At 42.6% G+C, this 26,099-nt stretch carries 26 protein-coding genes; 9 read left to right on the forward strand and 17 right to left on the reverse strand.

What is annotated here, in order from left to right; translation table 11 throughout:
• Nucleotides 1-45 precede the first annotated feature (45 nt).
• Nucleotides 46-615 carry an FMN-dependent NADH-azoreductase gene (locus FTU16_RS08335; protein ID WP_180163074.1) on the reverse strand — a complete coding sequence of 190 codons (570 nt, stop codon included), beginning with the start codon at nt 613-615 and terminating at the stop codon, nt 46-48.
• A 281-nt stretch (nt 616-896) separates the two neighbouring features.
• On the opposite strand from FTU16_RS08335, the gene FTU16_RS08340 reads away from it, so the two are divergent.
• On the forward strand, nt 897-2,063 hold the full coding sequence (locus tag FTU16_RS08340) for a GGDEF domain-containing protein (protein WP_257227106.1): 1,167 nt from the start codon (nt 897-899) through the stop codon (nt 2,061-2,063).
• 34 nt (nt 2,064-2,097) lie between these two features.
• Here FTU16_RS08340 and FTU16_RS08345 read toward each other — a convergent pair whose 3' ends face one another.
• From FTU16_RS08345 to FTU16_RS08365, 5 genes are all read right to left on the reverse strand, one after another.
• Nucleotides 2,098-2,766, reverse strand: a complete 669-nt coding sequence (locus tag FTU16_RS08345) for a glutathione S-transferase family protein (protein ID WP_180163076.1) — start codon at nt 2,764-2,766, stop codon at nt 2,098-2,100.
• 2 nt (nt 2,767-2,768) lie between these two features.
• Nucleotides 2,769-4,565: a protein-disulfide reductase DsbD gene (dsbD, locus tag FTU16_RS08350; RefSeq protein WP_180106729.1), complete on the reverse strand. Its 1,797-nt coding sequence runs from the start codon at nt 4,563-4,565 to the stop codon at nt 2,769-2,771.
• A 53-nt stretch (nt 4,566-4,618) separates the two neighbouring features.
• Nucleotides 4,619-5,389 carry a transporter gene (locus tag FTU16_RS08355; protein ID WP_168379690.1) on the reverse strand — a complete coding sequence of 257 codons (771 nt, stop codon included), beginning with the start codon at nt 5,387-5,389 and terminating at the stop codon, nt 4,619-4,621.
• 14 nt (nt 5,390-5,403) lie between these two features.
• Nucleotides 5,404-5,946 carry an ankyrin repeat domain-containing protein gene (locus FTU16_RS08360; protein WP_078190592.1) on the reverse strand — a complete coding sequence of 181 codons (543 nt, stop codon included), beginning with the start codon at nt 5,944-5,946 and terminating at the stop codon, nt 5,404-5,406.
• A 129-nt stretch (nt 5,947-6,075) separates the two neighbouring features.
• Nucleotides 6,076-6,441 carry an HPF/RaiA family ribosome-associated protein gene (locus FTU16_RS08365; protein ID WP_168379689.1) on the reverse strand — a complete coding sequence of 122 codons (366 nt, stop codon included), beginning with the start codon at nt 6,439-6,441 and terminating at the stop codon, nt 6,076-6,078.
• Nucleotides 6,442-6,936: 495 nt separating this feature from the next.
• Between FTU16_RS08365 and FTU16_RS08370 the strand changes: the two genes are divergently transcribed.
• Together FTU16_RS08370 and FTU16_RS08375 are read left to right on the forward strand one after the other, a co-directional pair.
• On the forward strand, nt 6,937-7,698 hold the full coding sequence (locus FTU16_RS08370) for an outer membrane protein OmpK (RefSeq protein ID WP_180163077.1): 762 nt from the start codon (nt 6,937-6,939) through the stop codon (nt 7,696-7,698).
• Nucleotides 7,699-7,799: 101 nt separating this feature from the next.
• Nucleotides 7,800-8,300, forward strand: a complete 501-nt coding sequence (locus tag FTU16_RS08375) for a GNAT family N-acetyltransferase (RefSeq protein WP_180163078.1) — start codon at nt 7,800-7,802, stop codon at nt 8,298-8,300.
• 17 nt (nt 8,301-8,317) lie between these two features.
• On the opposite strand, the gene FTU16_RS08380 is transcribed toward FTU16_RS08375, so the two are convergent.
• Nucleotides 8,318-8,800 (reverse strand): DUF1877 family protein, encoded by a 483-nt coding sequence (locus tag FTU16_RS08380; RefSeq protein ID WP_180163079.1) that lies wholly within the window; start codon nt 8,798-8,800, stop codon nt 8,318-8,320.
• 279 nt (nt 8,801-9,079) lie between these two features.
• Between FTU16_RS08380 and FTU16_RS08385 the strand changes: the two genes are divergently transcribed.
• Entirely contained in the window at nt 9,080-9,781 is a 702-nt protein-coding gene (locus FTU16_RS08385) for a phospholipase D family protein (protein WP_180022327.1), read from the forward strand.
• Between the two features lie 101 nt (nt 9,782-9,882).
• Here FTU16_RS08385 and urtE read toward each other — a convergent pair whose 3' ends face one another.
• From urtE to FTU16_RS08420, 7 genes are all read right to left on the reverse strand, one after another.
• On the reverse strand, nt 9,883-10,581 hold the full coding sequence (gene urtE, locus FTU16_RS08390; protein WP_068532840.1) for an urea ABC transporter ATP-binding subunit UrtE: 699 nt from the start codon (nt 10,579-10,581) through the stop codon (nt 9,883-9,885).
• A gap of 10 nt (nt 10,582-10,591) precedes the next feature.
• Nucleotides 10,592-11,413, reverse strand: a complete 822-nt coding sequence (urtD, locus tag FTU16_RS08395) for an urea ABC transporter ATP-binding protein UrtD (RefSeq protein WP_068532837.1) — start codon at nt 11,411-11,413, stop codon at nt 10,592-10,594.
• Entirely contained in the window at nt 11,410-12,483 is a 1,074-nt protein-coding gene (gene urtC / locus FTU16_RS08400) for an urea ABC transporter permease subunit UrtC (protein ID WP_180054174.1), read from the reverse strand. Before urtC ends, urtD begins: the two co-directional genes overlap by 4 nt.
• 4 nt (nt 12,484-12,487) lie before the next feature.
• A complete protein-coding gene (urtB, locus tag FTU16_RS08405; protein ID WP_180004372.1) occupies nt 12,488-14,122 on the reverse strand; it encodes an urea ABC transporter permease subunit UrtB in 1,635 nt (544 codons plus the stop codon).
• A 95-nt stretch (nt 14,123-14,217) separates the two neighbouring features.
• The gene (urtA, locus tag FTU16_RS08410; protein ID WP_180004371.1) at nt 14,218-15,504 is read right to left on the reverse strand and encodes an urea ABC transporter substrate-binding protein; all 1,287 of its coding nucleotides are present in this window, start codon (nt 15,502-15,504) and stop codon (nt 14,218-14,220) included.
• Between the two features lie 374 nt (nt 15,505-15,878).
• Nucleotides 15,879-17,759 carry a DNA topoisomerase IV subunit B gene (parE, locus tag FTU16_RS08415; RefSeq protein WP_180163080.1) on the reverse strand — a complete coding sequence of 627 codons (1,881 nt, stop codon included), beginning with the start codon at nt 17,757-17,759 and terminating at the stop codon, nt 15,879-15,881.
• 188 nt (nt 17,760-17,947) lie between these two features.
• Nucleotides 17,948-18,547 carry a YqiA/YcfP family alpha/beta fold hydrolase gene (locus tag FTU16_RS08420; RefSeq protein ID WP_180008667.1) on the reverse strand — a complete coding sequence of 200 codons (600 nt, stop codon included), beginning with the start codon at nt 18,545-18,547 and terminating at the stop codon, nt 17,948-17,950.
• Nucleotides 18,548-18,790: 243 nt separating this feature from the next.
• On the opposite strand from FTU16_RS08420, the gene FTU16_RS08425 reads away from it, so the two are divergent.
• Complete coding sequence (locus tag FTU16_RS08425) at nt 18,791-20,122, forward strand: alpha/beta hydrolase (RefSeq protein ID WP_078193243.1); 1,332 nt, start codon at nt 18,791-18,793, stop codon at nt 20,120-20,122.
• A 63-nt stretch (nt 20,123-20,185) separates the two neighbouring features.
• Here FTU16_RS08425 and FTU16_RS08430 read toward each other — a convergent pair whose 3' ends face one another.
• Nucleotides 20,186-20,713: a disulfide bond formation protein B gene (locus FTU16_RS08430; RefSeq protein WP_180106736.1), complete on the reverse strand. Its 528-nt coding sequence runs from the start codon at nt 20,711-20,713 to the stop codon at nt 20,186-20,188.
• Nucleotides 20,714-20,734: 21 nt separating this feature from the next.
• A complete protein-coding gene (gshA, locus tag FTU16_RS08435; RefSeq protein ID WP_180163081.1) occupies nt 20,735-22,312 on the reverse strand; it encodes a glutamate--cysteine ligase in 1,578 nt (525 codons plus the stop codon).
• Between the two features lie 210 nt (nt 22,313-22,522).
• On the opposite strand from gshA, the gene FTU16_RS08440 reads away from it, so the two are divergent.
• The 4 genes from FTU16_RS08440 to FTU16_RS08455 all read left to right on the forward strand — a co-directional run bounded on the left by FTU16_RS08440 (nt 22,523) and on the right by FTU16_RS08455 (nt 25,716).
• Entirely contained in the window at nt 22,523-23,062 is a 540-nt protein-coding gene (locus tag FTU16_RS08440; protein ID WP_180163082.1) for a DUF924 family protein, read from the forward strand.
• Between the two features lie 59 nt (nt 23,063-23,121).
• Complete coding sequence (locus FTU16_RS08445) at nt 23,122-23,679, forward strand: hypothetical protein (RefSeq protein WP_180022322.1); 558 nt, start codon at nt 23,122-23,124, stop codon at nt 23,677-23,679.
• A gap of 26 nt (nt 23,680-23,705) precedes the next feature.
• Complete coding sequence (locus tag FTU16_RS08450) at nt 23,706-25,016, forward strand: DUF445 domain-containing protein (RefSeq protein WP_180022347.1); 1,311 nt, start codon at nt 23,706-23,708, stop codon at nt 25,014-25,016.
• A gap of 106 nt (nt 25,017-25,122) precedes the next feature.
• Entirely contained in the window at nt 25,123-25,716 is a 594-nt protein-coding gene (locus tag FTU16_RS08455) for a hypothetical protein (protein ID WP_180036023.1), read from the forward strand.
• 59 nt (nt 25,717-25,775) lie between these two features.
• Here FTU16_RS08455 and FTU16_RS08460 read toward each other — a convergent pair whose 3' ends face one another.
• Nucleotides 25,776-26,063: a DUF2798 domain-containing protein gene (locus FTU16_RS08460; RefSeq protein ID WP_372491143.1), complete on the reverse strand. Its 288-nt coding sequence runs from the start codon at nt 26,061-26,063 to the stop codon at nt 25,776-25,778.
• Nucleotides 26,064-26,099 lie beyond the last annotated feature (36 nt).

Consider the following 26,099-nt stretch of genomic DNA (forward strand, 5'->3'; position numbering starts at 1 on the left):
AAAAAAGGTCAGCAGATGCTGACCTAAGAGGGAAATGTCAATCTATTAAATGGCTTGAATTTGAGTCTGAGCTGTCGCCATTGCCTGTGCTTTCATATCTGGTCCCATATTGACACCTTCGGCACGAATCACATCAATATCGCTGACACCTGTAAAATTAAACACGGCTTTTAATAAACCTTCTTGATAATCTACAGGGCTGTTATCGCCATACACACCGCCACGACTGCTGGCAATATAGACTTTTTTGTCACCTGCCAAGCCCACTGGACCTTGTTCTGTATATTTAAAGGTACGACCTGCAACACTGATACGGTCAATCCACGCTTTCAAAGTTGATGGCAAACCGAAGTTATACATAGCAGCACCGACCACAACCACATCGGCATCTAAATATTGTTGTAACAACTGCTCGCCTAAAGCCGATTGTTCTGCATTTTGACCCATCAAAATTTCACTGCTGAGATGTGGAATCTGCTGTACTGCTAAATCGAGACGTTGAACCTGTGCAGCATCACCATGTTTTTGCTGTAACTGTTGTACAATTTCAGCGCTGAGTTGACGTGAAACTGAAGCGTCGCCCATGATGCTTGAATCAATATGCAGAATTTTCATGACTAAAACCTAAAGCTGTTGTTATTAACTTGAGCCTAGTGTAATCACTTTTCATAAATAGAATAATCCCGATCCTTATGACACTATGTTTTATTTTTAGAACAATCATTTTGAACTCGCAAAAAATTTAAAATTACTGAGCGGTTCTTGACCGTTATCAAGTGTAAATTTTCATGCTAATGTAAGCCTATAAAATGATATCTATATAAACTTTAAGAAAAAAACTGATAACTCGAACAGGGCAATGACACAGGATGACGGTGAAATCAAGCATACGTGACATGATCCTCCGCAATAGAATCGCCCAGTATTTACTGGAAGATGAAGTGGTGATGAATTGGAGTATCCTGAAAAAGTGTATGCTCATTCTGATGCTTGGCTCAGCCATTCATCTGCTTTGGATTATTTGGAAATTTTATGTTTATGTCACGCCAGAACTTTGGCAGTGGGTTAACCTTGATCTCATCCACTCTCAATTGTGGACCAACATCGTCTTTTTTTGCTTAATGGTCCTGCTGATTTGGCCTTGCTATGCTGGAAAAGATAATCCCAAGATTCAGCTAATTTTGCCTTATCTTTCGGTCGGCTTATTCGTCATTTCTTTATGTCGTGATGGTTATTTAATTGGCGTCATGAGTCCAGCCACCATGATCTCCTACGTGAGCCTTGTGACCGTTGGATTGGTGCTATTTACACGAAAAATCGTCTATAGCATGCTGATCCCAGCCACGATTTTTTTATCCATTTGTATGTATTTAAGCATCCGCGGCATTATCCCCTATGCCCCGATTTTTCAACCTCATGCCTATGGCTATCAAAATAGTTTTTGGCTCTTCTCAATGATCTTTTTCATTGTTCCTATTTTATTAACCTGTTTGGCTTTATTTGAAATCTTACTCAGCCAATGGCGTCATCGAGAGCATTTGATTCAAAAACTTAGTCAAGTCGACCCACTGACCAATTTATTTAATCGACGCAGTATCAATCAGTGTTTGGAACAGCTCGATAATGCTAAAACAGCTACATATGCACTGGTCTTATTGGACTTAGACCATTTCAAACGTATCAATGATAAATTCGGACACGATAAAGGCGATGAAACCCTGATTCTCGTCAGCCAAGTATTAAACCAACATTTACGCGGTAGTGATGTGGTTGGGCGTTTTGGCGGCGAAGAGTTTATTTTGGTGTTAAAAAACTCTAACTTAGAACAAGCGATATTCATTGCAGAGCGCTGTCGAAAAGCCATTGAGCAGCTTGAAATTTGGGGGCATGAAGGTCAGTCAATTCATGTGACAGCCAGTTTTGGCATTGCGATTTCTACGCCAGAATTGGTACCGCAACAATTGCTGACCCATGCAGATCAAGCGCTATACGCAGCTAAAGCTGGCGGCCGCAACATGGTGATGGCCTACACCGAACAACAAAGCTTTAGCCATTTGGTTTAAAACTTTTATATAGGTAAGACGCGACATTAAACTTTTACCGTGGATACTGTTCCATACGACGGACTGGCTGTTCCAGTTGAGCAGCCGCGATCCATGCCACCACAGAAGGATGCTGCAAAATCTTTTGCATATAACGCTGTGTGTTGTCACTCACAGGTAACTGAAAGGTCTGTAAACGTGTTACCACGGGTGCAAAAAAAGCATCGGCAATAGTAAATTCACCGCATAGAAAGCCATCCACCGCAGGACGACTCGACCAAATCTGCTCGATTCGCGCTACTTCAGCACGTAATTCAGCATGTTCAGACCATAATCTCTGACCATGCCGACCATAATCCGCCTGCAGATTCATACTGCATAAGCTACGCAATTGCATAAAACTACTGTGCATTTCCGCGCAAATACTCCGTGCCCATGCACGTTGTGTAGCAGCTTTTGGCCACAACGGGAGTTCTTGAAACTGCTCTGCCAAATATTCACAAATCGCCAATGAGTCCCAAATCATCACACCGTCATGTTGCAGTAGGGGCACCTTGCCATTGGCATGTAGGGCTAACATTTGCTGCTTGAACGCTCCGCCATCTGCTTCTTCAGAAAAAGGAATCAAGATCTCTTGAAAGGGTAAATTAAACGCATGTAACACCAACCACGGTCGCATAGACCACGTCGAATAGTTTTTATTGGCAATATATAATTGCATCATTTTTATTCTCCACGCGATTTAAATTTTTCCAATTGCGCTAGCAATTCTTTCTCGCTAAAAGCACCCGTCAAGCGCAGTCCACGTATCTCTTGATGCGCTGTATCTAAAAATAAATAGGTCGGTGGCCCTAAAATATCCCATTGATTGAGCAGTACTTGATGGGTTGCATCATACTGACTCAAATCCAACTTAATTAAGTAATACGGTGCCAAAGCCTGTTGCACTACTGTCGATTTTAAAACTTTATGTTCAATCGGCTGGCAGGCCACACACCAATCGGCATAGACATCAATAATTGCGGATTGACCTTGAGGAATTTCACTTAATAAACGTTGAAACTCTTCCGCTGTATGTGCCACATGCCAAGCACTTTGTTGTTGATTTTCTTCGACTAAAAAACGTTGGCTATGTTGATATTGACTGTACACAATATAAGGTACGGCGGCACAGAACACCAAGATATACAGCCATTTGAGCTGAGTACTGCGCCATAAAATGCGCCAAAGCACATAAGCGCTAAACACCAGACCCAGAGCAAGGGATAACCACTGTAACCAAGCTTCACTGATCAATGGTCGAATAAAATACAAAGCCAATGCCAACATAATGAAAGCAAAGAGCACCTTGATTTGATTCATCCACAAACCCGCTTTAGGCAATACCCGTGAGCCAAGGACACTGGCCAACAATAGCGGGGTCCCCATGCCAAAGCCGAGGGTGAATAACAATAACGCACCTTGCCACTGACTTTGGGTTTGGGAAATAAATAATAATGCGCCTGCCAACGGTGCTGTCATACAAGGACCGACCAGTAATGCTGAAATCATCCCCATGACCCCAGCGCCAACGAGACTACCGCCCTTTTGCATCGACTGAGCTTGGTCTAAGCGATTGACCCAACTGCGTGGCAATTTCAGTTCAAATAAACCAAATAAATTCAGGGCAAAAACCACAAAGAGTACGCTAAAGGCAATTAAGGTCGAGGGTTGTTGCAACCAACGCTGGAAATTCAAACCTGCAGACGACGCCACCAAGCCGAGAATGGCATACACCATCGCCATACTGGTGACAAAAGTCAGTGCAATCATCCATGCTTTTAAACCTCGGCTGTCGCGGACAATCAGTGAGGTTAAAATCGGCAGCATTGGCAATGAACAAGGGGTAAAAGCCAGCAAAAAACCCAGGCCAAAAAACAGCAAAAGTCCATAAAATATAGAGCTTTGCGCTAATTTTTCAGACCACATTTGGTCGCTTGCGGTATAGCGTTCAGAAGCCAGTGCAGCATTATCTGCCCTCTGCTGATCTAAACGATTCGCCGTAGGCTGTTCAGCATTATTTTCTGCTGCAAAGTCGAGTAAACGTTTGCTTGGAGTGGCTAGATTTTGCTGTGTGACCAAACCAGAAGCATCCGTTTCAAAGCTGATGCTCTGTGGTGGATAACACACCCGATCCTTGGCACAGCCTTGCCAACTGACTTGATAAGTCTGCAGTTTTTGAGTTGGAATTTTAAAACTCAACTGTTGGTAATACACCTGCGTATGACCATAGTTATCGTCTTTTAAATCCTCAGCAGCAGGCAAATCCAAAGCCAAAACTTGATTGCCCTGCTTCACCTCTATTTTGTGCTGATACAGATAATAATGCGCTGGAATATCCCAACTCAGCTCCGCCTGATCTGCACGATCGGAGACGACCGAGAAAGGAAAAGCATCTTCAGCTGAAAGTAATGCATCCTGAGCAGAGACGCCCATACTGAACGACAGCACAGCCGCTGCCGCAACATAAGTCCATTGTTTCATTCAGCTGAATTCATCCTCAGTCTGTATTTTTACGTTTTAAAATTTAGGTTTTTTTAGAACAGGTAAGATACGCCCAAACCTGACTGATAATTTTTATGACCGCCAGTGAGTTCTAGACCGACACTCGCATCCAACTGCATACGATCCGAAACGGCATACGTTAGACCGGAAGCCAAAGAAACTTCCTGATCCGTACTCTCTGCTTTGCGATAAACCAGCTCAGAAAAACCCGATAAATTACCCGCAATGTGATATTCCATTCCCGGAATGGCACTCACAGCCCAATCACCATCTTGAACTTCATAACGCATGGTCATTGAAGTCCCAATTGTATCGCTATAATCATAAGCCACAGCGGAAGTCAGACTATAAATATCGTCCTCAGCACTAAAACCTTCATTGCCTGTTGCAATAATCGCTTCAGCAAGAATAGCCATCGACAATTTCTCATCATTCAAATCAATGGCTTTTTTCAGACCAATGCTGACATCACCCAAACCATCGTCTTCAACTGAGCGACCCGCAACTTTGGTTTTAGACCATGCCGGACCTTGCCAACCCAATTGCAATTCCAAATCTTTTGCCAAACCAGTACGGAACAACATGTCTGCATTTAAAGTGGTGTTTTTTACTTTTTCACCATTTTCATCACGACTTTCACTATAGCTCGCTGCTGGCAAACTTTGTTCCCATGCCAAACGACCAACAGGGGTAATGCCTGTACCCATACCCGCGCCCGGACGATCAAATGAAAAATCTGCCGCAAATGCAGACAGGCTCAAACTGGATAATGTTGCAATGCTTAAAACTTTAAATACAGTCATGTTTTTACTCACAATTATGCTAATTCTTTGGTCATTTTTGCGCCATGGCTACGCAAAAGCTCCAAGGTTTGTTTTTCTTCTTCCAATGCTTCTGACCAATTTACCGCATCAAAATCACAGTCAAAAAATAATTCACTAATCGACGATAAAATGGTTAAACCATCGCTATCAATCATATTTGGATTCACTTTTTCATCCAATAAACGCTGTACCGCAGGGACACATGCTGCACTCGCAGCATCCCATAATGGACCATAAATTTCTTCAGCATCCCATAAATGCACATTGGCTTTGGCTTGAATCAGCGCTTCCAAGATTTGCATATGTACATCTAAATGTTGTGTTTTCTGTTCTGCTGTTAAAGGTTGGCCTGCTTCATACGCTTCGCAAACCATTTCCCACCATTTAAACAAACCATCAGACCATACAGAAACCGCAGGTCCTTTCTCAAAGTCGATAAAATTTGGATTAAGACCATCTGCCAACAGGCGTTGCACCTGTGCAAGATCTTGTTCTTCTAACGCTTGCACAAAAAGCTGTTGTTGCGCTGTTAACATCTGGAAAGCTCACTTCAATTTATTTTGATCTATTATGCCGAATAAAGCTGCGTTTGTTTGAATTTCATGTAAAACAAAATACAAAACACACAAAAAAAGCCCCGCAGGGCTTTTTTTAAATTTTGAGACTTATTCGTCGTCTACGATATCATCCGCTTCAGCAAAAGCAGGTTGCGTACTGCGTGGGTTCTCTTTCTTTTCGAACACATGTTCAAGACTACGTTTAAGTCGATCAATTGCACCGTGAATAGCTGTATCTACATTATGACCACGATGGTTGACCACGACAGGCTTCAAACCTGCTGGACGCGCTTCAATCATACATTTGATGTCGTCGCTGCCGCCCTTGTCCCCATTTTCATCACTTAAATGCACCGAAAAGTGGGTAATGCGTTCACTATGGCGCTGAAATTCTTCATTAAGTTCTGCACGAACGTATGTAATTAGTCGATCACTGTTTATAATGTTTTTATCTGTACGGATTTCAATGTTCATAATATCATCCTCATATCTATCTGTATTAGCTATAAAAATTTGTGCAAAACTTATTATCTTGGCACGTTACATTTGCTGTAAATGTTACAGCAATGACCATCTTCAACTTTGTATGGAACGTCGTCCTCCACATTGAATGATGAACACTTTAGAGTCTGCAGATCCGTGTCCTTATACTTCGAATATCGGTCTTAAGTTAGAATTTTGCAAGTGCTATTTTGATATTTTTTTAATATCCATAAAAAAAGTAAGACTTTATTGTAGATTTGCATTGTTTTAATTGATTTGGGTCATATTTTTGTGCATTTCCTCGACGCCCACCTTCTATTTGCACAATTCCATTCAAACTCAAAATCTCGCTTTTACCGTCATCGATCATTCACAGCGTATTTCCCCTTCAAATTACAAAACAATTTTGCCGTTGAGTAAAATTTGGCTTTATTTTTGCTTAATAATCTGTATGCTTTCAGTGCTTCTCGGGGGAGATATTTTTTAATGAAACTTACACAAATCGTTGCATCATGTGCATTAGCATCTGCTGCTGCTTTCACTCAAGCTTCACCTATCGTATGGCAAGATTTCAGCTTAACTGGCCTATATGGTGAAAATTATGTTGTGCCTTTTGATGGTGACAACAATGAACAGAAAACGATCACAGCTGAATATGCCGCTAAACTGAAATATTCAGATATATTCTTCTTCGTTGACCAAGCTTGGGACAAAGATGATGAAGCATCGACTTACCTTGAGCTTGCACCGCGCCTTAGCTTAGGCGAAGTTTCTGGTAAAGACCTTTCTATGGGGCCGATCAAAGACGTTCTGATTGCAACGACTTGGGAACATAATGCCGGCTACGACAAAAATTCTGAGTTTAATAACTTCTTGTATGGTATTGGCTTTGCTTTAGACATTCCATATACACAGTATGCAAACATCAACTTCTATAAAGCCGATAATGATTCTAAATCAGCCGGTACTAAAGATGATTATCAAATGACGATCACTTATTCTGTGCCATTTAAAATTGGCTCTGAAGATTTTCTAGTAGATGCTTTCCTTGACTGGTCAACAGCTGAAAAAGGGGCGCAAGCTAGTGAATTAAACTGGACAAGCCAATATAAATGGAATATAGGTAAGCATATCTCTCCTAAGACTAAGCTCTACGTAGGTGTTGAACACTCGGTTTGGAACAACAAATATGGCCTGAAAGGTCAGGACCAAAACGATGTCAGCGCTTTGGTGAAATACCACTTCTAAGTTCGACTCAGAACGCGATGAAGAAAAAAGCAAGGTTCATCACCTTGCTTTTTTTATGCCTAAGTTTTTAAATTGACTTTATTTTTATCAGAAATTTGCGCATGTCTTTTCTCATTCGACCTGCAACTCCACAAGACTTAGCAGCCATTCTCGCAATCTATAATCATGAAGTTCTCAACGGCTTTGCGACATGGAATGATCAAGCTTACACTCTTGACTCTTTTCAACAGAAATTGCTGGATTTCCAAAAGCAAAATTTTCCTTTTGTGGTGATTGAAGATCAGGATCAACAGCAAATCGCCGGTTATGCTGACTATGGTTCTTTCCGTCATTTTGCTGGCTATCGACATACTGTTGAGCATTCTGTCTATATTGACCCAAACTATGCTCGACTAGGTCTCGGTCAGCAATTATTAGAGCACCTAATTCAGCATGCCAAAAGCCAAAATATGCATGTCATGATTGCAGGCATTGATCACGGCAATAGCGCCTCGATTGCCCTGCACAAAAAATTAGGCTTTAAGCAAACAGGTTATATGCCTGAAGTGGGACAAAAGTTTGGTGAATGGCGTGATCTGGTCCTGATGCAACTTCAGTTATAACCCGTGTTGAGCTGTGTTTATGGTAATTTATCCAAACGAATACCATCTTGAATTACACTCAGCACCGATAAGTTATGACGCACCGCATCACGATAAAGGTCTTGTAACTGTAAAAAAAGTAGTTTTAATTCGGCCAATTGAAGCTCTTGCTCAGGTGCGGTTTCTGCAATCGTGACCAAATAACGTTTTTTGATTTCATCCACGCTTAACTGTTGTAATGCCTGATGGATTTCTGCAACGCGAACTACAGTATTGTAATGCACTGCAAGGCTCAGTCCCGGTCGTCGCTCTGACAAAGGATGTTCTGCCTGAATGGCATAACTCAGTGCCGCAACTGAATCACTGTTCACGCTTAATAATGGATTCAACTCTTGCCACGCTTCCCCTAAAAAAAAGGAGTGTTGTACAAAAGGTGAATCCAAGACATCTTGAGGGGTTTCTGCTTCTAAAATCAGAGTTTCCAAATCATTCGGTGGGATCAAATATAATATCGCGTCCATATTCTTATCTTCTTGTTATGTATTTAGTTAAGATTAACTTTTATTGAGCAATAATTATACAATTTTTTGTATATCAGCTGACTTATTCAATTCATGTATAGCCCAATCTATTCCGACTGAAATCATAAGTAACTCACTATTACTATGCTTACCGCCAATTCAATTAGACCACCTGCTATCAAAAAACAAATGCATGTCTAAAGTTTAAAAGCGAATTATTTCAAAGTATGAATTTTATGCGCTAAAATTTAAAATTATCAAAATTAATCAGGGGGATAAATGGCAAAATTCTTAAATACCAGTGGCACTAACTTCTTTCTTGAAGAGTTAATCAAAAATGCCAAAGAGCGTTTGATTTTAATCAGCCCCTATTTACGTTTAAATGACCGTATTAAGGAGCTTCTTGAAGATAAAGACCGTATGAAAATTGATATTCGTATTGTCTACGGTAAGAGTGACTTACATCCAGATGAAATAAAATGGATGCAAAAACTGGATTATGTCCGCGTGAGCTTTTGTAAAAATTTGCATGCAAAGTGCTATTTAAATGAAGGTGAATGCATTATTTCAAGTTTAAATCTTTATGAATTTAGCCAAGTAAATAACAATGAAATGGGGATTTTAGTTCGTAAATACGAAGATGATGAAGTCTTTAAAGATGCCTATGAAGAAGCCCAACGTATTATTCGCATCAGTGATGAAGTACGCATTACTTTAGATGAGGTGAAAGCAGAAAAACCTACTATTGAAAAAAATGAAGAAGAATCACTTTTACAATCTAAATTAACCAGTTCAAAACTCGCCGCAAAGCACAAATTAAAACCCCCTGAATTATTAGAACTATTGGTGAGTAAAGGGTTACTTGAAGAAAAAGCAGAAGGTAAGCATACGCTTACAGATTCAGGTAAATTCATTGGAGGAGAATTCAAGCCCAATCAATATGGTGGCTATTTTCTTTGGCCTGAAAACATTGAACTTTAATCCACATAAAAATTTCCTCCCTTTAAGCATTACAGCCGTGAGTAAAATACCTACCCCCTCTCTTGCCCCAAAATATGGAGCAAAAGAGGGTATTAAACAACCTAAATCGCCACCAGTTCCCGAATACCTTTTTCGGGCATTTCACTACCGACACCTTGTGCAATCACTTGCCCCCGCGCCATCACGGTATATTCATCTGCCAGTTCTTCTGCAAAATCATAAAACTGTTCAACCAAAACAATCGCCATTTCTCCGCCATCAGCTAACTGACGAATCACACGACCAATGTCTTTAATAATCGAGGGCTGAATGCCTTCAGTCGGTTCATCTAAAATCAATACCCGCGGTTCGGAAGCGAGCGCACGGGCAATCGCCAATTGTTGCTGCTGACCACCAGATAAATCTCCACCTCGACGATGTTTCATTTCATCCAATACGGGGAAAATCTCATAGAGATGTTCTGGCACTTTTCGGGTTTTAGCGCCTTTAAATTTTGCCATCCCAATCAAAATATTTTCTTCAACGGTCAAGGTTGAAAAAATGTCCCGTCCTTGCGGTACATAAGCCAAGCCTTCACGTACACGTTGCTCTGGACTCAGTTTAGAAATGTCTTTGCCATCCAGTAAGATCTGCCCAGACTTGATCGGTAAAATGCCCATTAAACATTTTAAGAGGGTGGTTTTACCCACACCATTTCGCCCGAGCACCACTGAACATGCCCCCACGGGAGCGGCAAATGTCACATCTCTTAAAATATGACTGCCACCATAAAACTGATTGACGTCTTTGACTTCTAACATGGTCTGCTCCTTAACGTCCGAGATATTTTTCAATGACATCTTCATTGGCTTGGACTTCGGCCAATGTACCCTCTGCCAAAATCGCACCTTGCGCCAACACGGTGACTTTTTCACTGATGGTGTCAATAAAGCTCATGTCATGTTCAACCACGATAAGGGTATGGTTCTTTTTCAACTCTAAACATAGCTCTGCGGTACGCTCTGTTTCAGCATCGGTCATCCCTGCTACGGGTTCATCTAGCAGAATCAACTTTGGACGCTGCATCAGTAGCATGCCTATTTCTAACCACTGCTTTTGACCATGTGACAACAGCCCTGCCGGTTTATGGATTAATTCTTCTAAGCGGATTTGTGCTAAAGATTCGTCCAAGGCATTTTGCGCATCTGGATCGAGTTTGCTGAAGAAACTCTTTTTCACCCGTTTATCTTTCGGTGCTGCCAATAACAGGTTTTCCATCACAGTAAAATTTTCAAATACAGTAGGCTTTTGAAACTTACGACCGATCCCAGCTTCTGCAATTTGCTCTGTACTCATTTTTGCCAAATCATAGGTTTGCCCAAAAAAAGCCGAACCTTCTGTCGGACGAGTTTTCCCTGTAATCACATCCATCAGCGTGGTTTTGCCTGCACCATTGGGACCAATGATGCAGCGCAGCTCACCTTCTTTGATATATAACGACAAATCATTTAATGCACGGAAAGAATCAAACCAGACACTGACTTTTTCTAAATACAAGGCAATGCCGTGACTGAAATCCGCACCCTGCTCCTTTGGTCGTCCATAACCTTCAGCAGCATGACCGCCATGCGGTTGAACCCATTGATCATTCATTCGCTGCGCTCCTTTTTAAACCGCTCTAATAACCCAATCACACCTTTTGGCAGGAATATCGTTACCACAATAAACAGCGCACCTAAAATCAATAGCCATGCCTCTGGATAAGCCACCGTGAAATAGGTCTTCACCCCATTGATTAAACCTGCACCCAGTATCGGGCCAATCAGCGTACCGCGACCACCTGCAGCCACCCACACCGCCATTTCAATCGAATTGACAGGGTTCATTTCACTCGGGTTAATAATGCCTACTTGGGGGACATACAGAGCGCCTGCAATCCCTGCAATCACTGCGGACAAAACCCATGCAGAGAGCTTGTACCATAAGGTACGGTAACCTAAATATTGCAAACGGTTTTCACTGTCACGAATTGCACCAAGGACGCGCCCATAGGGTTTATTCATCAGGTGACGTAAACCGACAAAACAGATAAGCAAAGTCAGTGCCGTGAGGAAACACAAGGTTGCACGCATTGGTGCAGAGGTAATATCCATACCTAAGATGGTTTTAAAACCGGTAAAGCCGTTGTTACCGCCAAAGCCTGTTTCATTGCGGAAAAACAGTAGCGCCGCAGCAAAGGTCATGGCTTGGGTAATAATTGAAAAATACACGCCTTTAATTTTTGAGCGGAAGGCAAAGAAGCCAAAAATGAAGGCAATCAGTCCTGGGACCAAAACCACCAAAGCCAATGCCCACACGATATGTTCAGTACCCATCCAGTACCACGGTAGCTCGGTCCAACTCAAAAAGCGCATAAAGTCGGGTAAGCCATCGCCTGCCGCTTCACGCATGAGATACATACCGAAGGCATAGCCGCCCAAGGCAAAGTACAGACCATGCCCTAAGCTTAAAATGCCGGCATAGCCCCAAACCAAATCTAAGGCCAATGCCACCAAGGCGAGACACATAATCTTGCCAATGAGCGTGACCCAATACGCTGATAAATGCAGTGCTGAATCGGCGGGTAATACATGTAACCAAGGTAAAATCAGTAAAATGGCAAAGCACACGGCAATCGCCATACCGCTATAGGGTTTATCCGATAATAACGAAGTGATTTTCATGCGCTTACTCCACAAAACGGCCTTTGATGGCAAACAAACCTTGTGGACGTTTTTGAATAAACAAAATCACAAGAACCAGTAGAATAATTTTCGCTAAGACTGCACCCATGCCGATTTCCAGCACTGTGCCACTGACACCTAGACCTAAAGCCGCCAATACTGCGCCCCATACTTGGCCAACACCGCCAACCACAACCACCAAGAACGCATCGATAATATAGTTTTGTCCTAGGTCAGGACCGACATTGCCGACTTGTGCTAAGGCACAGCCTGCCAGACCTGCAAGCCCCGAACCTAAACCAAAAGCCATCATGTCAATGCGGCTAGAACGGATACCTACGGCCTGTGCCATTTGACGGTTTTGCGTCACGGCACGAACAAATAAACCAAAACGGGTTTTATTCAGTAAATAAACCAGCAACAACAGTACCGCAACGGTAAAGCCAATAATGGCAATGCGGTTATAAGGCAGCATCAGGCTCGGTGTCACAGCGACCCCTCCTGACAGCCAAGAAATATTTGACACCTCAACGTTCTGCGCACCAAAAACCATGCGCACCACTTGCATTAAAATTAAGCTCACACCAAAGGTGGCTAATAGAGTTTCCAATTGACGGCCATACAAGGGACGAATAACAGTACGTTCAATCAACATGCCGATCAAAGCACTTACAATAAATGCAGCAGGAATCGCGGCAATCAAGTACCAGTCGACATAGCTACTGAGATAACTCCTAAACAGGCTTTGCACCACATAAGTGGTATAGGCCCCGATCATGATCAGTTCACCATGCGCCATGTTAATCACGCCTAGCAGACCATACGTAATGGCTAAGCCCAACGCCGCCAGTAGTAAAATACTGGCCGTGCTGAGACCTGAAAAGACATGTCCAGTCCATTCACTGGCCTGAATACGAGTTTTAATATTGCTCTTGGCTTCTGTCAGTGCGGCTTTTAACTCAGGATGCAGGTTGGCTTGTTGTAATTCCTGTTCCACCATCGCCAACACATCGGGACGGTTAGAATCTTGCAGCACTTTGGCCGCCTGTATTTTTTGTAAAACATCAGGGTTTTGATAATCCAAGCGTGCTTTGAGCTGCGCTAAACGGGCTTTAACTTTGTTATTTTTTTCATTTAAATACAATTGATTAATATTTTTAACATCCAACTCAGCCAAGTTATTTTCTAAAATATCAATTGCATCCAAACGTTGGTTTAAATCATCCGATTGCAGCTTTTCTTTCGCTTGCGCAAACGTTAAGGCTTTACGAAGGGTATTCACCAAGGTGACTTGAGATAAATCGGCAGGCCAATCCGTCACGGTTTGCAAATCAGGATAGCTCAATAATTTTTCGTCAGTTTCTAAAATATAGGTTTGACCGCTTTGACCACTATATAACTGGTCTTTTTCGACCAATGCGGCCAACTGATCTAAGGATTCAATATCGCCCGGCCATTGATTCAGTAAACTGCGGCGCTCGGTAAAACTACCGCGAACAAATTGCTGAATGGCGTCACCTTGCTGCACAGATTGCACCGTAGGCACGACATTCGCTGCAGTTTCTGCATGCACGATTTGCAGACAGAATAATTGGCTCAGGAATAGAAAAAGGATCGGGAAATTGCGTAATTTTTTCATCTTATAAGCATCCCTATTGAGTAATAGAACAACCCCATCTAGGGATCACATCAAAACATGCCCACTACACAATGGCAGTAGGCATTTGGATTGAATTATTTCGGGATGTACGGGCTCCATGGCTCTGCAGCAATGGTTTTTGCGGTTTTGTGCACCACATCAAACTGACCATCGGCACGGATCTGACCAATCATGACTGGTTTATGCAAATGATGGTTCGACGCATCCATTTGCAAGGTATAGCCCGATGGCGCTTTAAATTCTTGGCCGGCCATAGCTTCACGCACTTTATCGACATCTGTGCTTCCTGCTTTTTCTACCGCTTGTTTCCACATATTGATGCCGACATAGGTAGCCTCCATCGGGTCATTGGTCACAAATTTATCGGCATTTGGCAGTTTGTATTCCACGGCATACTGCTTCATTTTATTGGTGAATTCAGTATTCACTGGATTTTTCACCGACATGAAGTAGTTCCACGACGCCAAGTGTCCTACCAGCGGCTTGGTATCGATACCGCGTAATTCCTCTTCACCCACAGAGAACGCCATCACTGGAATATCCGCAGCTTTGATGCCTTGGTTGCCCAATTCACGATAGAACGGCACATTTGAATCGCCGTTAATGGTCGAGATCACAGCAGTCTTTTTCCCTGCCGCAAACTTCTTCACATTGCCCACAATGGTTTGATAGTTGCTATGACCAAATGGGGTATATTCTTCCATGATGTCTGCATCGGCAATGCCTTTCGACTTCAAAAATGCACGTAAGATTTTGTTGGTGGTACGTGGGTAAACATAGTCTGTGCCCAATAGTACAAAGCGTTCTGCCTTACCACCCTCTTCACTCATCAGATATTCAACAGCAGGAATCGCTTGCTGATTCGGTGCTGCACCTGTGTAGAAAATATTTTTAGACTGTTCCTGACCTTCATACTGAACAGGGTAGAACAATAAGCCATTTAATTCTTCAACCACGGGTAAAACCGACTTACGAGATACCGACGTCCAGCAACCAAAAATCACGGCTACTTTGTCTTGGGTAATCAACTGACGGGTTTTTTCCGCAAATAGTGGCCAGTCCGATGCCGGATCCACCACCACAGGTTCTAGTTTTTTGCCCAATACCCCGCCATTGGCATTAATTTCATTAATCGCCATCAAGGCCGTATCTTTTAGAGAAGTTTCTGAGATCGCCATCGTGCCTGACAGCGAATGTAAGATCCCGACTTTAATAGTATCGCCACTTGCTGCAGCGGCTTTTGGTTCTGATGTAGCGCTTTCTGTTTTTTCTTCTGCAGGTTTTGAACAGCCCGTTAAAGCAATCGCCCCAGTCATCGTTGCCGCTAAAATACTTTTAGCAAATACATTGCGTTGAAACATTATTCACACTCCCAACCTAAGCTTGTAATTCACATTTTTAAAATGCATTTGTTGTCTTTCATCACAACAGAGCAATTCAATAACTGTGCCAAGCCTTATTTTTTATTTTGATTGAGTGCTTTTATTTATTTTTAAATGTTATTTTTCACATAGTTACAATCATAAAATTTGCTTTTAATTTTTTATGGGTCGATTCAAAAATCGTAAAATCACCGCAAAGATGCATACAAACTTGTATCCAACATTTGACCTATAATTGAACAATTTTGCGACGTTTTTCAAAAAACACGGTGTTTTGGCACACAAATCATGCAGCTTTTCCTAAATTTGAAGCAAAAAAAAACCACTTGCGTGGTTTTTTCCTTGTTGCAATTTTAAACCGCTAAATCGGCCAAATTACCCTTCTGTTCCAACCAATATTTACGGTCTGAAGAGCGCTTCTTCGCCAATAATTTGTCGAGTAAACCTGAAGTAAACTGTACGTCATCCAAGTCCAGTTGCACTAAACGACGTGTATCGGGATCCATAGTCGTTTCACGCAGCTGACTCGCGTTCATCTCGCCCAATCCTTTAAATCGAGTGATTTGAGGATTTTTGGTTTTACATTTCTTTAAGATGCTTTCTAGTTCATCTTCATCCAAGGCATAGTGCACATCTTTATTGTCATCTATACGGAACAGCGGTGGCATCGCCACAAACAGATGCCCTTCCTCAACCAAAGTATGGAAATGTTTGACGAACAGTGCGCAAAGTAAAGTTGCAATGTGCAAACCATCCGAGTCGGCATCGGCCAAGATACAAATCTTGCCATAACGGAGTTCTGACAAGTCGTCACTGCCCGGATCAACGCCAATGGCAATCGCAATATCATGTACTTCTTGCGATGCCAAAACTTCGTCTGAAGACACTTCCCAAGTATTTAAAATCTTACCACGGATCGGCATGATCGCTTGGAAGTTCTTATCACGTGCTTGCTTGGCAGAACCACCTGCAGAATCCCCTTCCACAATAAACAGTTCTGATTCTTCGAGGGTATGACCTACACAGTCAGCCAATTTACCTGGTAAAGCTGGACCTGAAACGATCTTTTTACGTTCAACTTTTTTCGCAGCTTTTAAACGGCGACCGGCCTTGGCAATCACCATTTCAGCCAGTTGCATGGCAATATCGGAGTTTTGATTCAGCCACAGTGCAAAGGCATCTTTGGCAATATTTAACACCACACCAGAGGCTTCACGGCTTGAAAGTCGTTCTTTGGTCTGACCCGAAAATTGTGGCTCTTGGAATTTCAAAGACAGAATAAAGTTGACGCCATCCCACACATCTTCGGCAGACAGTTTCATATTCCGTGGCAATAAATTCCGTAATTCACAGAATTCACGAATCGCATCTGTCACACCCGAACGTAAACCGTTGACATGTGTACCGCCTTGCGCAGTTGGAATCAAATTGACATAACTTTCTTGAATCTGTTCGCCGCCTTCAACGTTCCAGCAAATGGCAAATTCAGCACTAGCACGTTCAGCTTCACCAGTCGCCACAAATGCAGGAACAGGAACGATGTCACGGTCTTGTAGCTCATCCATCAAATAGTCGACCAGACCATTTTCAAACTGCCATTCAATTTTTTCGTTATTGATTTGATCTACATAAATGATTTGTAGACCGGCTGCCAATACTGCTTTGGCTTTTAAATTATGTTTAAGTGCTTTTAAGGCAAATTTAGGCGAGTCAAAATATTTCGCTTCAGGCCAAAAATGCACGGTTGTTCCAGTCGCACGTTTGGCACATTTACCTTCTAAAACTTCCAGTGGCGCAACTGGCTCACCGTGTTCAAAGGCCATTTTATACAGGTTGCCATGACGTTGAACTTCCACCTCAACACGGTTGGACAATGCGTTGACGACAGAAATCCCCACACCATGCAGACCACCTGAAAATTGATAATTGTCTGTGCTGAATTTACCGCCGGCATGTAGTTTGGTCAGAATGATTTCAATCCCGCTTTGACCATACTCAGGATGGATGTCAACTGGCATCCCACGACCATTATCTTCAACTGACAATGAGCCATCTTTATACACTGTCACGGTAATTTTATTGGCATGTCCTGCAAGCGCTTCATCGACGGCGTTATCTATCACTTCCTGCGCCAAATGGTTTGGTCGTGTAGTGTCTGTATACATCCCCGGACGACGACGTACCGGATCTAGGCCAGATAAAACTTCAAGTGATTGAGCCGTATATTGCGTCACGTTGCAAAATTCCCTGCTTTTTTGGTTAAAACATTTCTTCAAGCGCTACAGTATATGCTTTTTTATTAAAATGCATATCTCTTGCGATCAGCCGCCATTTTCTTAAACAATTTAAACGTCAAATGATGTCGTAACTGCCCATTTTTTGTATGTTGGATCTAGCTTTTCAGCATTTGGATTGGATCATTTTATTTAGGCATATTTTTGACAGCATCGGACAAAAACTGCAAGAGCATCGGTATTTTTTCTGCAAAATCATCCATGCCATGTGTTCCTCCCACCTCCGTAATCAGCATAGCCATACCGGCTTGAGCCGCACTATAAAAACCAGTGGCATCTCGATAATCCAAGGTTTCATCGCCTTGTTGGAGCAAGACCAACAGTTGATCTGCGTTCTCAACCTTAGATACCGCCAAAGCCTGCATTTGATTGAGCTGTGCATCATCCAAGCACCACGTTTCAGTCACCTGATAGGGCAATGCCGTCTCGCCAAATAAATCACGAAATAATTGCCATGGATAGACCGCAGGATTGATGAGCACTGCAGGAATATGATGCCGTGCCATCAACTGCGTCGCATAAAAACCACCTAAACTGCTGCCCACCAAAACCACATCATCCAAACCTTCAATCAGCTCTGACATCTGCTGCATCACCTGTAGCGGTGGCATATTCAAATCTGGCAAATGCACATGCAGACCATTTAAGTCTGCGCAATAGCGCCGCAATATCTGTCCTTTCACTGAATTTGAGTTACTTTGAAAACCATGCAAATACACAATATTCATCATTTTGATTCCAAATTGATCTTTAAATTGCTTTAAAAGTGGCATATAAGTGCTAACTGCGTCACATTTTCTAAATTTGAATTTTTAGTAAAATTGTCAGACAAAAGGCATTCACCGACAGGTCTGTTATCGGTATTGTAAAAGCTGTTCGTGAGAATTTTATAAAATAAACAATGAAACTTCAGGCTATTCCAGTAATAAATACAATCGAGGAATAGCATTGAATGTAAGGATAGGAACATTATGCCTAGCTTAACACCATTGCATGAAACCTATTGTAAATGGGACCGCACGCCACCCAGTCAAGCAGATGTGCTGGAAGGTTTGGCACAACTCGTGACAATGCGTTTTAGTGATGTCGTGCATGACTTGATCAAAAACATTCAACGTGAAATTTTAATCAGTATTTTTGGAATGAGCGAACAAGGCTCGAAAGCCTTTCATAAGCAGCCAACCATTGCACGGATTTACGAATTTTCTTACAACACCTTTTTCAATTATGGCAATTATTTACTTGCACCAACGCTGCGTAGCATTATAGAAAAATTCCCACGCTTACACGACAAACCCCTCACCCCGTCTTTACATTTTTTAGTGGGCGCACTGAATGGGGTCTTAGGCGACTATTTACTGAAATATCACAACCCGATGGCCTTACCGATGGTGGTTTACGACCATTATGGTGCGGTACAAAAAGGCGAATTAAACGGTCGTATTACCCTGTTAATTCATGGGCTGTGCATGAATCATCTGTCATGGTCGACAGCCAAATATGGCGGCATTGGTGAAAAATTACTTTCTCAACGTGACCATAACACCATGCTGTATTTAAATTACAATACAGGTCGTCGTATCTCGACCAATGGTCGCAGCCTAGCCAATACATTAGAAGATTTGGTCCGTCGTAACCCGGGTATTACCAGTATCGACTTAATTGGTCATAGTATGGGGGGCTTAGTGTCCCGTAGTGCCATTTTTTATGGCAAACAAAATATGTACCAATGGATTCATCAAGTTGAAAATCTAGTCTGCTTGGGCTCACCACATCATGGTGCTGTGCTTGAACGTATCGGATTTCATTTGCAAGATCAATTGGGGCGTTTCCCCTTGGTCAAAATCGTAGGTCACGTGGTGAATATTCGCAGTAACGGCATTTTAGATTTGCGCTATGGCAGCGTGCGTGATGATGATTGGGAACATAATGATGTTCGCATTGGGCTCATGGACGACAACCGTAAACCTGCCCCGATTCCTTCACATATCAATACCTACCTCGTGGCAGGGACCATCGAATATGAACATCGTCGCAATAAAACTCGACATGTGATTGGAGATTACTTGGTCAGTGTAAAAAGTGCATTGGGGGAACACCCAAATGCACGGTATCAACTGAAAGTGCCAGATTCACATAAAGCGATTTTTTATGGCTTGAACCATTTCGAAATTCAGCATCATCCGCAAGTGGCTGAGCAAATCGTGCATTGGTTCTATCCAAACAATGACGATAAAGCTTGTGATCATATCTATGAATTTATGATGGACTTGGAAAGTGTGGAAGGCATTGCCCTAACCTAACGTACCCCCATTCAGACTCATAAAAAAAGCCCTCAACTGAGGGCTTTTTTATGTATCAATAAATTAAAATTTATCACGTAAACGTGGCACTGGTCTGCTTGGATATTTACGCAATAACTGCCAAAGACTGAGCAAGGTTAATACCGCAAAAAACACCAATGACCAAACCGGTAACGATTGCCCCAAGAACGCCCAATCCACTTTGGCACATTCACCAGAACCCGTCAGTACTTGCTCAAAGACCGATTTTAAAGGCAGCGTTTCTACCCAATAATCCAGTCCCGGACCACAACTCGGTACTTTATCTGGCGGTAAGTTTTGCAGCCAAATATGACGCGCAGCCACCCCAGCAGACCATAGAATTGACAGTGTCCCCAACAATGCGTAAATTCGTTTACCCCAATTCGATGCTGGATTGTGAATCAATGCAATCAATGAAATAATGCCGAGTCCAATCAAACCAATACGTTGGAATACGCACAACGGACAAGGTTCTAAGCCTTGTACATGTTCTAAAAACAGCGCAAAAGACATACCGATCACGCTGGCTAAAAACAACAAACCACTCACGAAGCGGAAACTCCATTTCATGGTAAATCCTCTTAAAATTTTTTATCTAAAGTTTTTCAAATATTCTTCAAAACTCAAGGTGCAGTCTTGCTCAAGTTGAGCCTGTTTTTCTAAAGACTGCTCAGCAACTTGTGCAAAATATGCTGCAATTTCTGGGCTCAAGACATGCTGCTCATACACTTCAGCATGTTGTAAGGCCATAAAGCTACCAAAGCCCCAAGTTCCACCTTGTTCTAAAGTATCGCTAATCATACGTGCCGACAATGTTTCATCGACTTCATCGATGCGTGATTGCATCACAGCCATTGCCTGAGTGTAAATATCTGTATTGTAAGAATCATCCAGCAATTCAGCCAACGGTTGCATCGCAGCGACATGTGTACGACACCATGTTTCAATTGGAACCGCTTGACCTTGCTGTAAAATCACTGCGTTTGGCGCACGACCGCGGTTTACTACTTCCGCCTGATTTTTCTCAATTTCATTTTGTTCGGCATCTAACAATGCTGGGCTGTCTTGCAATAAACAGTATAAAGCCACCACTTCGAGCAAGCCTGCCGTGTCTTCATTGATCCCAATTGGGCTATAAGGATTGACATCTACCGCGCGTAATTCAACATAACCTACGCCACGATTTTGCAGGGCTTCAGACGGTGTTTCACCATCCTGCGGCACTTGTTTCGGACGAACCAAACTGTAGTATTCATTTTCAATTTGCAACACATGGTCATTAATTTGAATCGGTTCACCCTGTTCATCATTTAAACCTAAATGACTAAATGCGGCATACGGCGTATGTACCGCTTTTTGCAAACCTTCCAAATACGCCTGAATGTCGTTGTAGTGAATCCCTAACTGTTTTTGTGCTGAATTTTGATAGCCAAAATTTCCCATACGCAGCGCCGTTGCATAGGGTAAAAATAGCGTGCCTTTTAAGAGCGGTAACAGCTGATGTTCACGTCCAGTCATAAAACATTTACACACCGACGGGCTCGCCCCAACCAAAAACATCACCAATGGCGTTAAACGGATAAAATTACGGATCAGGCCGAAATAACGATGACTGCGATAATCCTGTAAGCTCAATGCTTTAAGGGCATCGTCAGTTTCGTGCTGTTGCAGTGCTTCAAAGAAATGATCTGGGAAAGATAAATTATAATGTACCCCTGAAATGGTCTGCATACGGCGACCATAGCGCACCCCTAAACCACGACGATACAAGGTTTTAAAGCGCCCAATATTCGAGCTGCCATATTGCGCTAAACGAATACTGTCTTCGTTTTTATCCAACATGCACGGCATCGACAACGGCCAAAGTTTTTCACCATGTTCCAAATGCGTATGCGCAACAGCATGAATATCTTGCAGATAGTTCAACGCCTCTGTAATAGTTTCTTTTGGTGGCGTGATAAATTCCATTAAAGCTTCAGAATAGTCTGTCGTAATATGCGGATGAGTCAATGCCGCACCCAAGGCTTGGGGATGGTCGGCCTGAGACAAGAAACCGTTGCTTTGCATACGTAAGCTTTCACGCTCAATACCGCGCAACATTCCTTTAATCAGCGAAGAATCTACCCAAGTCGGTAAAATGTCTTGAGAGGTCGATTCGGGTTGACTCATTGCTATCTCGCTTAAATGGAAGAAACTACTAAAATAAAATCATCAGTTTATATCAGTATAACGCGATTTGAAGTGGGCATATGACCCACTGTATAGTTTTGAGACAAACCGTGATTTTATTTTGGCAATTTTTTATCACAAACTTACTCTATATGACATTTGAAATTTGTGATTTTATAAACAAATATATGCTAATAATGCTTAAAACTTATGAATTATCAAGATATTCTCGAATTTTGGTTTAACCCAGAAAATCAGCCTAATTGGTTCGCTAAAAGCAATAATTTTGATGTTTTAATCGAAAAAAAGTTTAAAGACATCCATCAAGCAGCCAGTCAAGCAGAACTGTGGCAATGGCGTACGACTGCTGAAGGTCGTTTGGCTGAAATTATTATTTTAGATCAATTTTCTAGAAATTTATTCCGTGATTCTGGCTTGGCTTTTGCCCAAGATGCACTGGCTTTGGCGCTTGCACAAGAAGCTATCGCGCAGGGTTTAGATCTACAATTAAGCCCTGAACAGCGCTCATTTTTATATATGCCCTTTATGCATAGCGAATCGACAAAAATCCATCAAAGCGCGTTAAAATTATTTGAGCAACTGGGCAATCCGATCAACTTAGAATTTGAAAAAAAGCATAAAGTGATTATCGATCGATTTGGACGTTACCCGCATCGCAATGCGGTATTGGGCAGAACATCCACAGCAGAGGAATTGGAATTTTTAACCCAGCCCAATTCTAGCTTTTAATTGACGGCTTTTGGCCAGTATCTCCCCTTGCCATGAACCGACTGAACAGGAGTATGCGCATGAACAAACTCATTATCGCAGCAGCCATGACCGCAGCACTGGGCTTCACCGGCTGTGCAAGCACCCCATCGAAGCCTTTAACCTTCGAACAATTGGGTCGTTATACTGCAACGCCATTAAATGCTCAAAGCTATCGGATTAGCTTCCAAGCTAGACCCAATATGAGCTATGGCACTGCCGAAGAAATCACCTTGGTTAAAGCCGCTCAAACCACCCTACACAATGGCTTTCAATATTTTAAAGTCATGGATGACCCGAGTAACCGGAGTCAAAAACCGCCACGCCAAGCAGTGATTTACCCAGACCCTATGCCTTATCCATATGGCTATTACCGTCGCCATCCCGGCTTTTGGCCAGGCCCGTTTTATGACGTTCCACAGGTGGTCACACTCGATCCAACTCAAGTTTCCTACAGTATTACTTGCTATAAAGATCGTGCCAAAGCCCCTCAGGATGCCTTTGATGCTCGCTTGATTTTGCAGTCACTCGGGGCTAAATATGGTCTAGACAGCGAAGGAAATCCTTTGCCTGTAGCCGCTGAGCCTGCCACCAAATAAGTCAACCCATAGAGACCCGATCATTGATGAACCCAACTGAACAGCCCGCTGTTTCACCCAGTCTGCAACGCAGTAAACGCTTTGCCACCATTGCTTTGGTGGTGGCGGTGCTGGCGTGGATTGCATTGATGATCGCAGCTAAATTGCTGCCTGAATACGTCTGGCTTATTCATATTTTGATGCTTTCAGCAGAAGCTGGCGTGGTTGGTGGTTTGGCAGACTGGTATGCGATAACTGTCTTATTTCGCAATCCTTTTGGTCGGATTCCGATTCCCAAATTTTTACGTGACCACACTGAAATTATTCCACGCAATAAAGCACGCATTGCCGAGTCGATGGGCCGCTTTGTTCAGGAAAATTTTCTTTCACCTCAAGTGGTTGAAAAAAGCTTAGCGGAGACGGATCTCTCACTTGCCGTCGGGAAATGGTTGGCCAATCCGCACAATAATGCGCAAGTGACCCAAGTCATTCAGCAAACGGTACCGAAAATTTTCGAATTTGTCGGTCAGGAACAAATTGGACGATTTATCCAAAATAACAGCGTGCAATGGGTGCGCAATACGCAAGTCAACCATCTTGCCAGTGAAATGCTGCGGGCAGTTTTAGAAAATGATTTCCATCAAGACGTCCTGCAACGTGGACTAGATTTAGCCCATGATTGGATGTTACAGCACCCCGAACAAACTCGTGATTTATCTCGTCAATTGTTTAAAGAACTCGGGGTTTGGAAGCTCGCCAAAGGTGCGAGCTGGATTGGTATTGATGTACAGCAGCGAACCATTGATTCACTGGTTAGTCGTGTCGAGTCCATGCTTGCCGACCATGAACATCCGTGGCGCCGTAAAATCGAAGACATGGCACAGCAGCTCATGCAGCAACTGGCGGACAATCAGAGTGTTGCCAGCCAACGCCTAAACAGCACCAAAGATGCCATGCTCGATAGTCCACAAATGTTGAATTTTATCAGTGGTGCAGTGGTGATTTTATGCGACGCGATTCGTTCTGATTTAGAAAAGCCCAACTCAGGCATTGCACAAAACCTACGCGTCGCCATTCAACAAGTGGGCGAAAATATTGTCTCTAATGTCGCTGTACGCCAATTGCTGAATGAGAAAATGAGTGATATTGCCATCAATCTCTCCGACCAATATAGTGAAAAAGTCATTCGGTTTATCAGTGAACGTATACATGAATGGGACTCACGTGAAATGATCGATAAGATCGAAAACGAAGTCGGTGGCGACTTGCATATGATTCGAGTCAATGGTGTCGTGGTCGGTGGTTTTATTGGCCTCGCACTAGGGATTATTCGTGCCTGTGTAGAATGGCTGCTTTAGCCGCCTGCAGCAGTCCTCCTCAAAGGAGATTGGCCGCAGGTTTGAGCTTTATGCGTAGAACCGTTAAACTTTGCCGATCCGAAAATTTAATAGAACAATAAAATCTATGCACTTACCTGCCATCTATACACTACCATTCATTCTAATCATCAGTAGCTTAAGCGCTTGCCAGACCATTTCCAAAACCAGTAGCACAGTCAGCGACAAAGTGATGGGCATGCTCGGTAAAGAAAAAGCCCCTGAAATCGATAAAAAAGGCACAGTCGATATCAGCAAAAGTACCCAACAACAGTTAGAAACCCTACTGACCAATATGCCGAAAAATCAGTGGGTCTATATTGAAAATGATCAACAAGGCACATCTACCCTCAAAAATAAATCGGCAGACAATTTCACCTTGAGCCTCAAATTGAATTGCAAAATCAGCACTCAGCGCCCAACTTTCAGTATAAGCAACGCGGATGGCCAAGAGATCCTAAAAGCACATGATACAAATGTGGGGCAAATTCAAATTCTGCTCGACAATAAAAACTTTGGAAATCCGTTTGAGACAGCCCATCAGCAAAAGTTCCAAAGCTTTAAAACCGCTGTCGCTCAGGCCAAAGTCATTAAAGTGTTTAATTCCTCAAAACTCTATACCTTCCAAAACAACAAAGCCGAATTACTCTCTAAAGCCGTAAGTTGTCGCGATAGCCTATAAATATTTAAAACGAAATGCAGTAAGTCACCTTTTGACTCAGCTGTGACTTACATGCAGGCTTATTTTGCAGGTGGCTGTGGCCCTGACATATCGACCAACAGGCCTGTAAATTTTCGAACAAACGGCAATAAAATCAGCACAATGGGAAAAGCAATTGCCCAAGAAATCATCCAATTATGCAGCCATAGGGTAAGAAAACCCTCAAACCAACCTAAATTTCTGAGCATATTAATAAACGAAATAATGCCGCTCATGAGACAAGACAAAATAAACGGCACGATAATCAGCGCCCAGCGTGCAGCTAACTTCGGCACATTGCCAAAAATTTTAGGGGTGGGTTGTGACATGTCCATATACTCAAGCAGTGATCCTGAATCGCTAAA

The sequence above is a fragment of the Acinetobacter sp. YH12069 genome (assembly GCF_013419675.1).
In the GTDB taxonomy this organism is placed as follows: Bacteria; Pseudomonadota; Gammaproteobacteria; order Pseudomonadales; family Moraxellaceae; genus Acinetobacter; species Acinetobacter amyesii.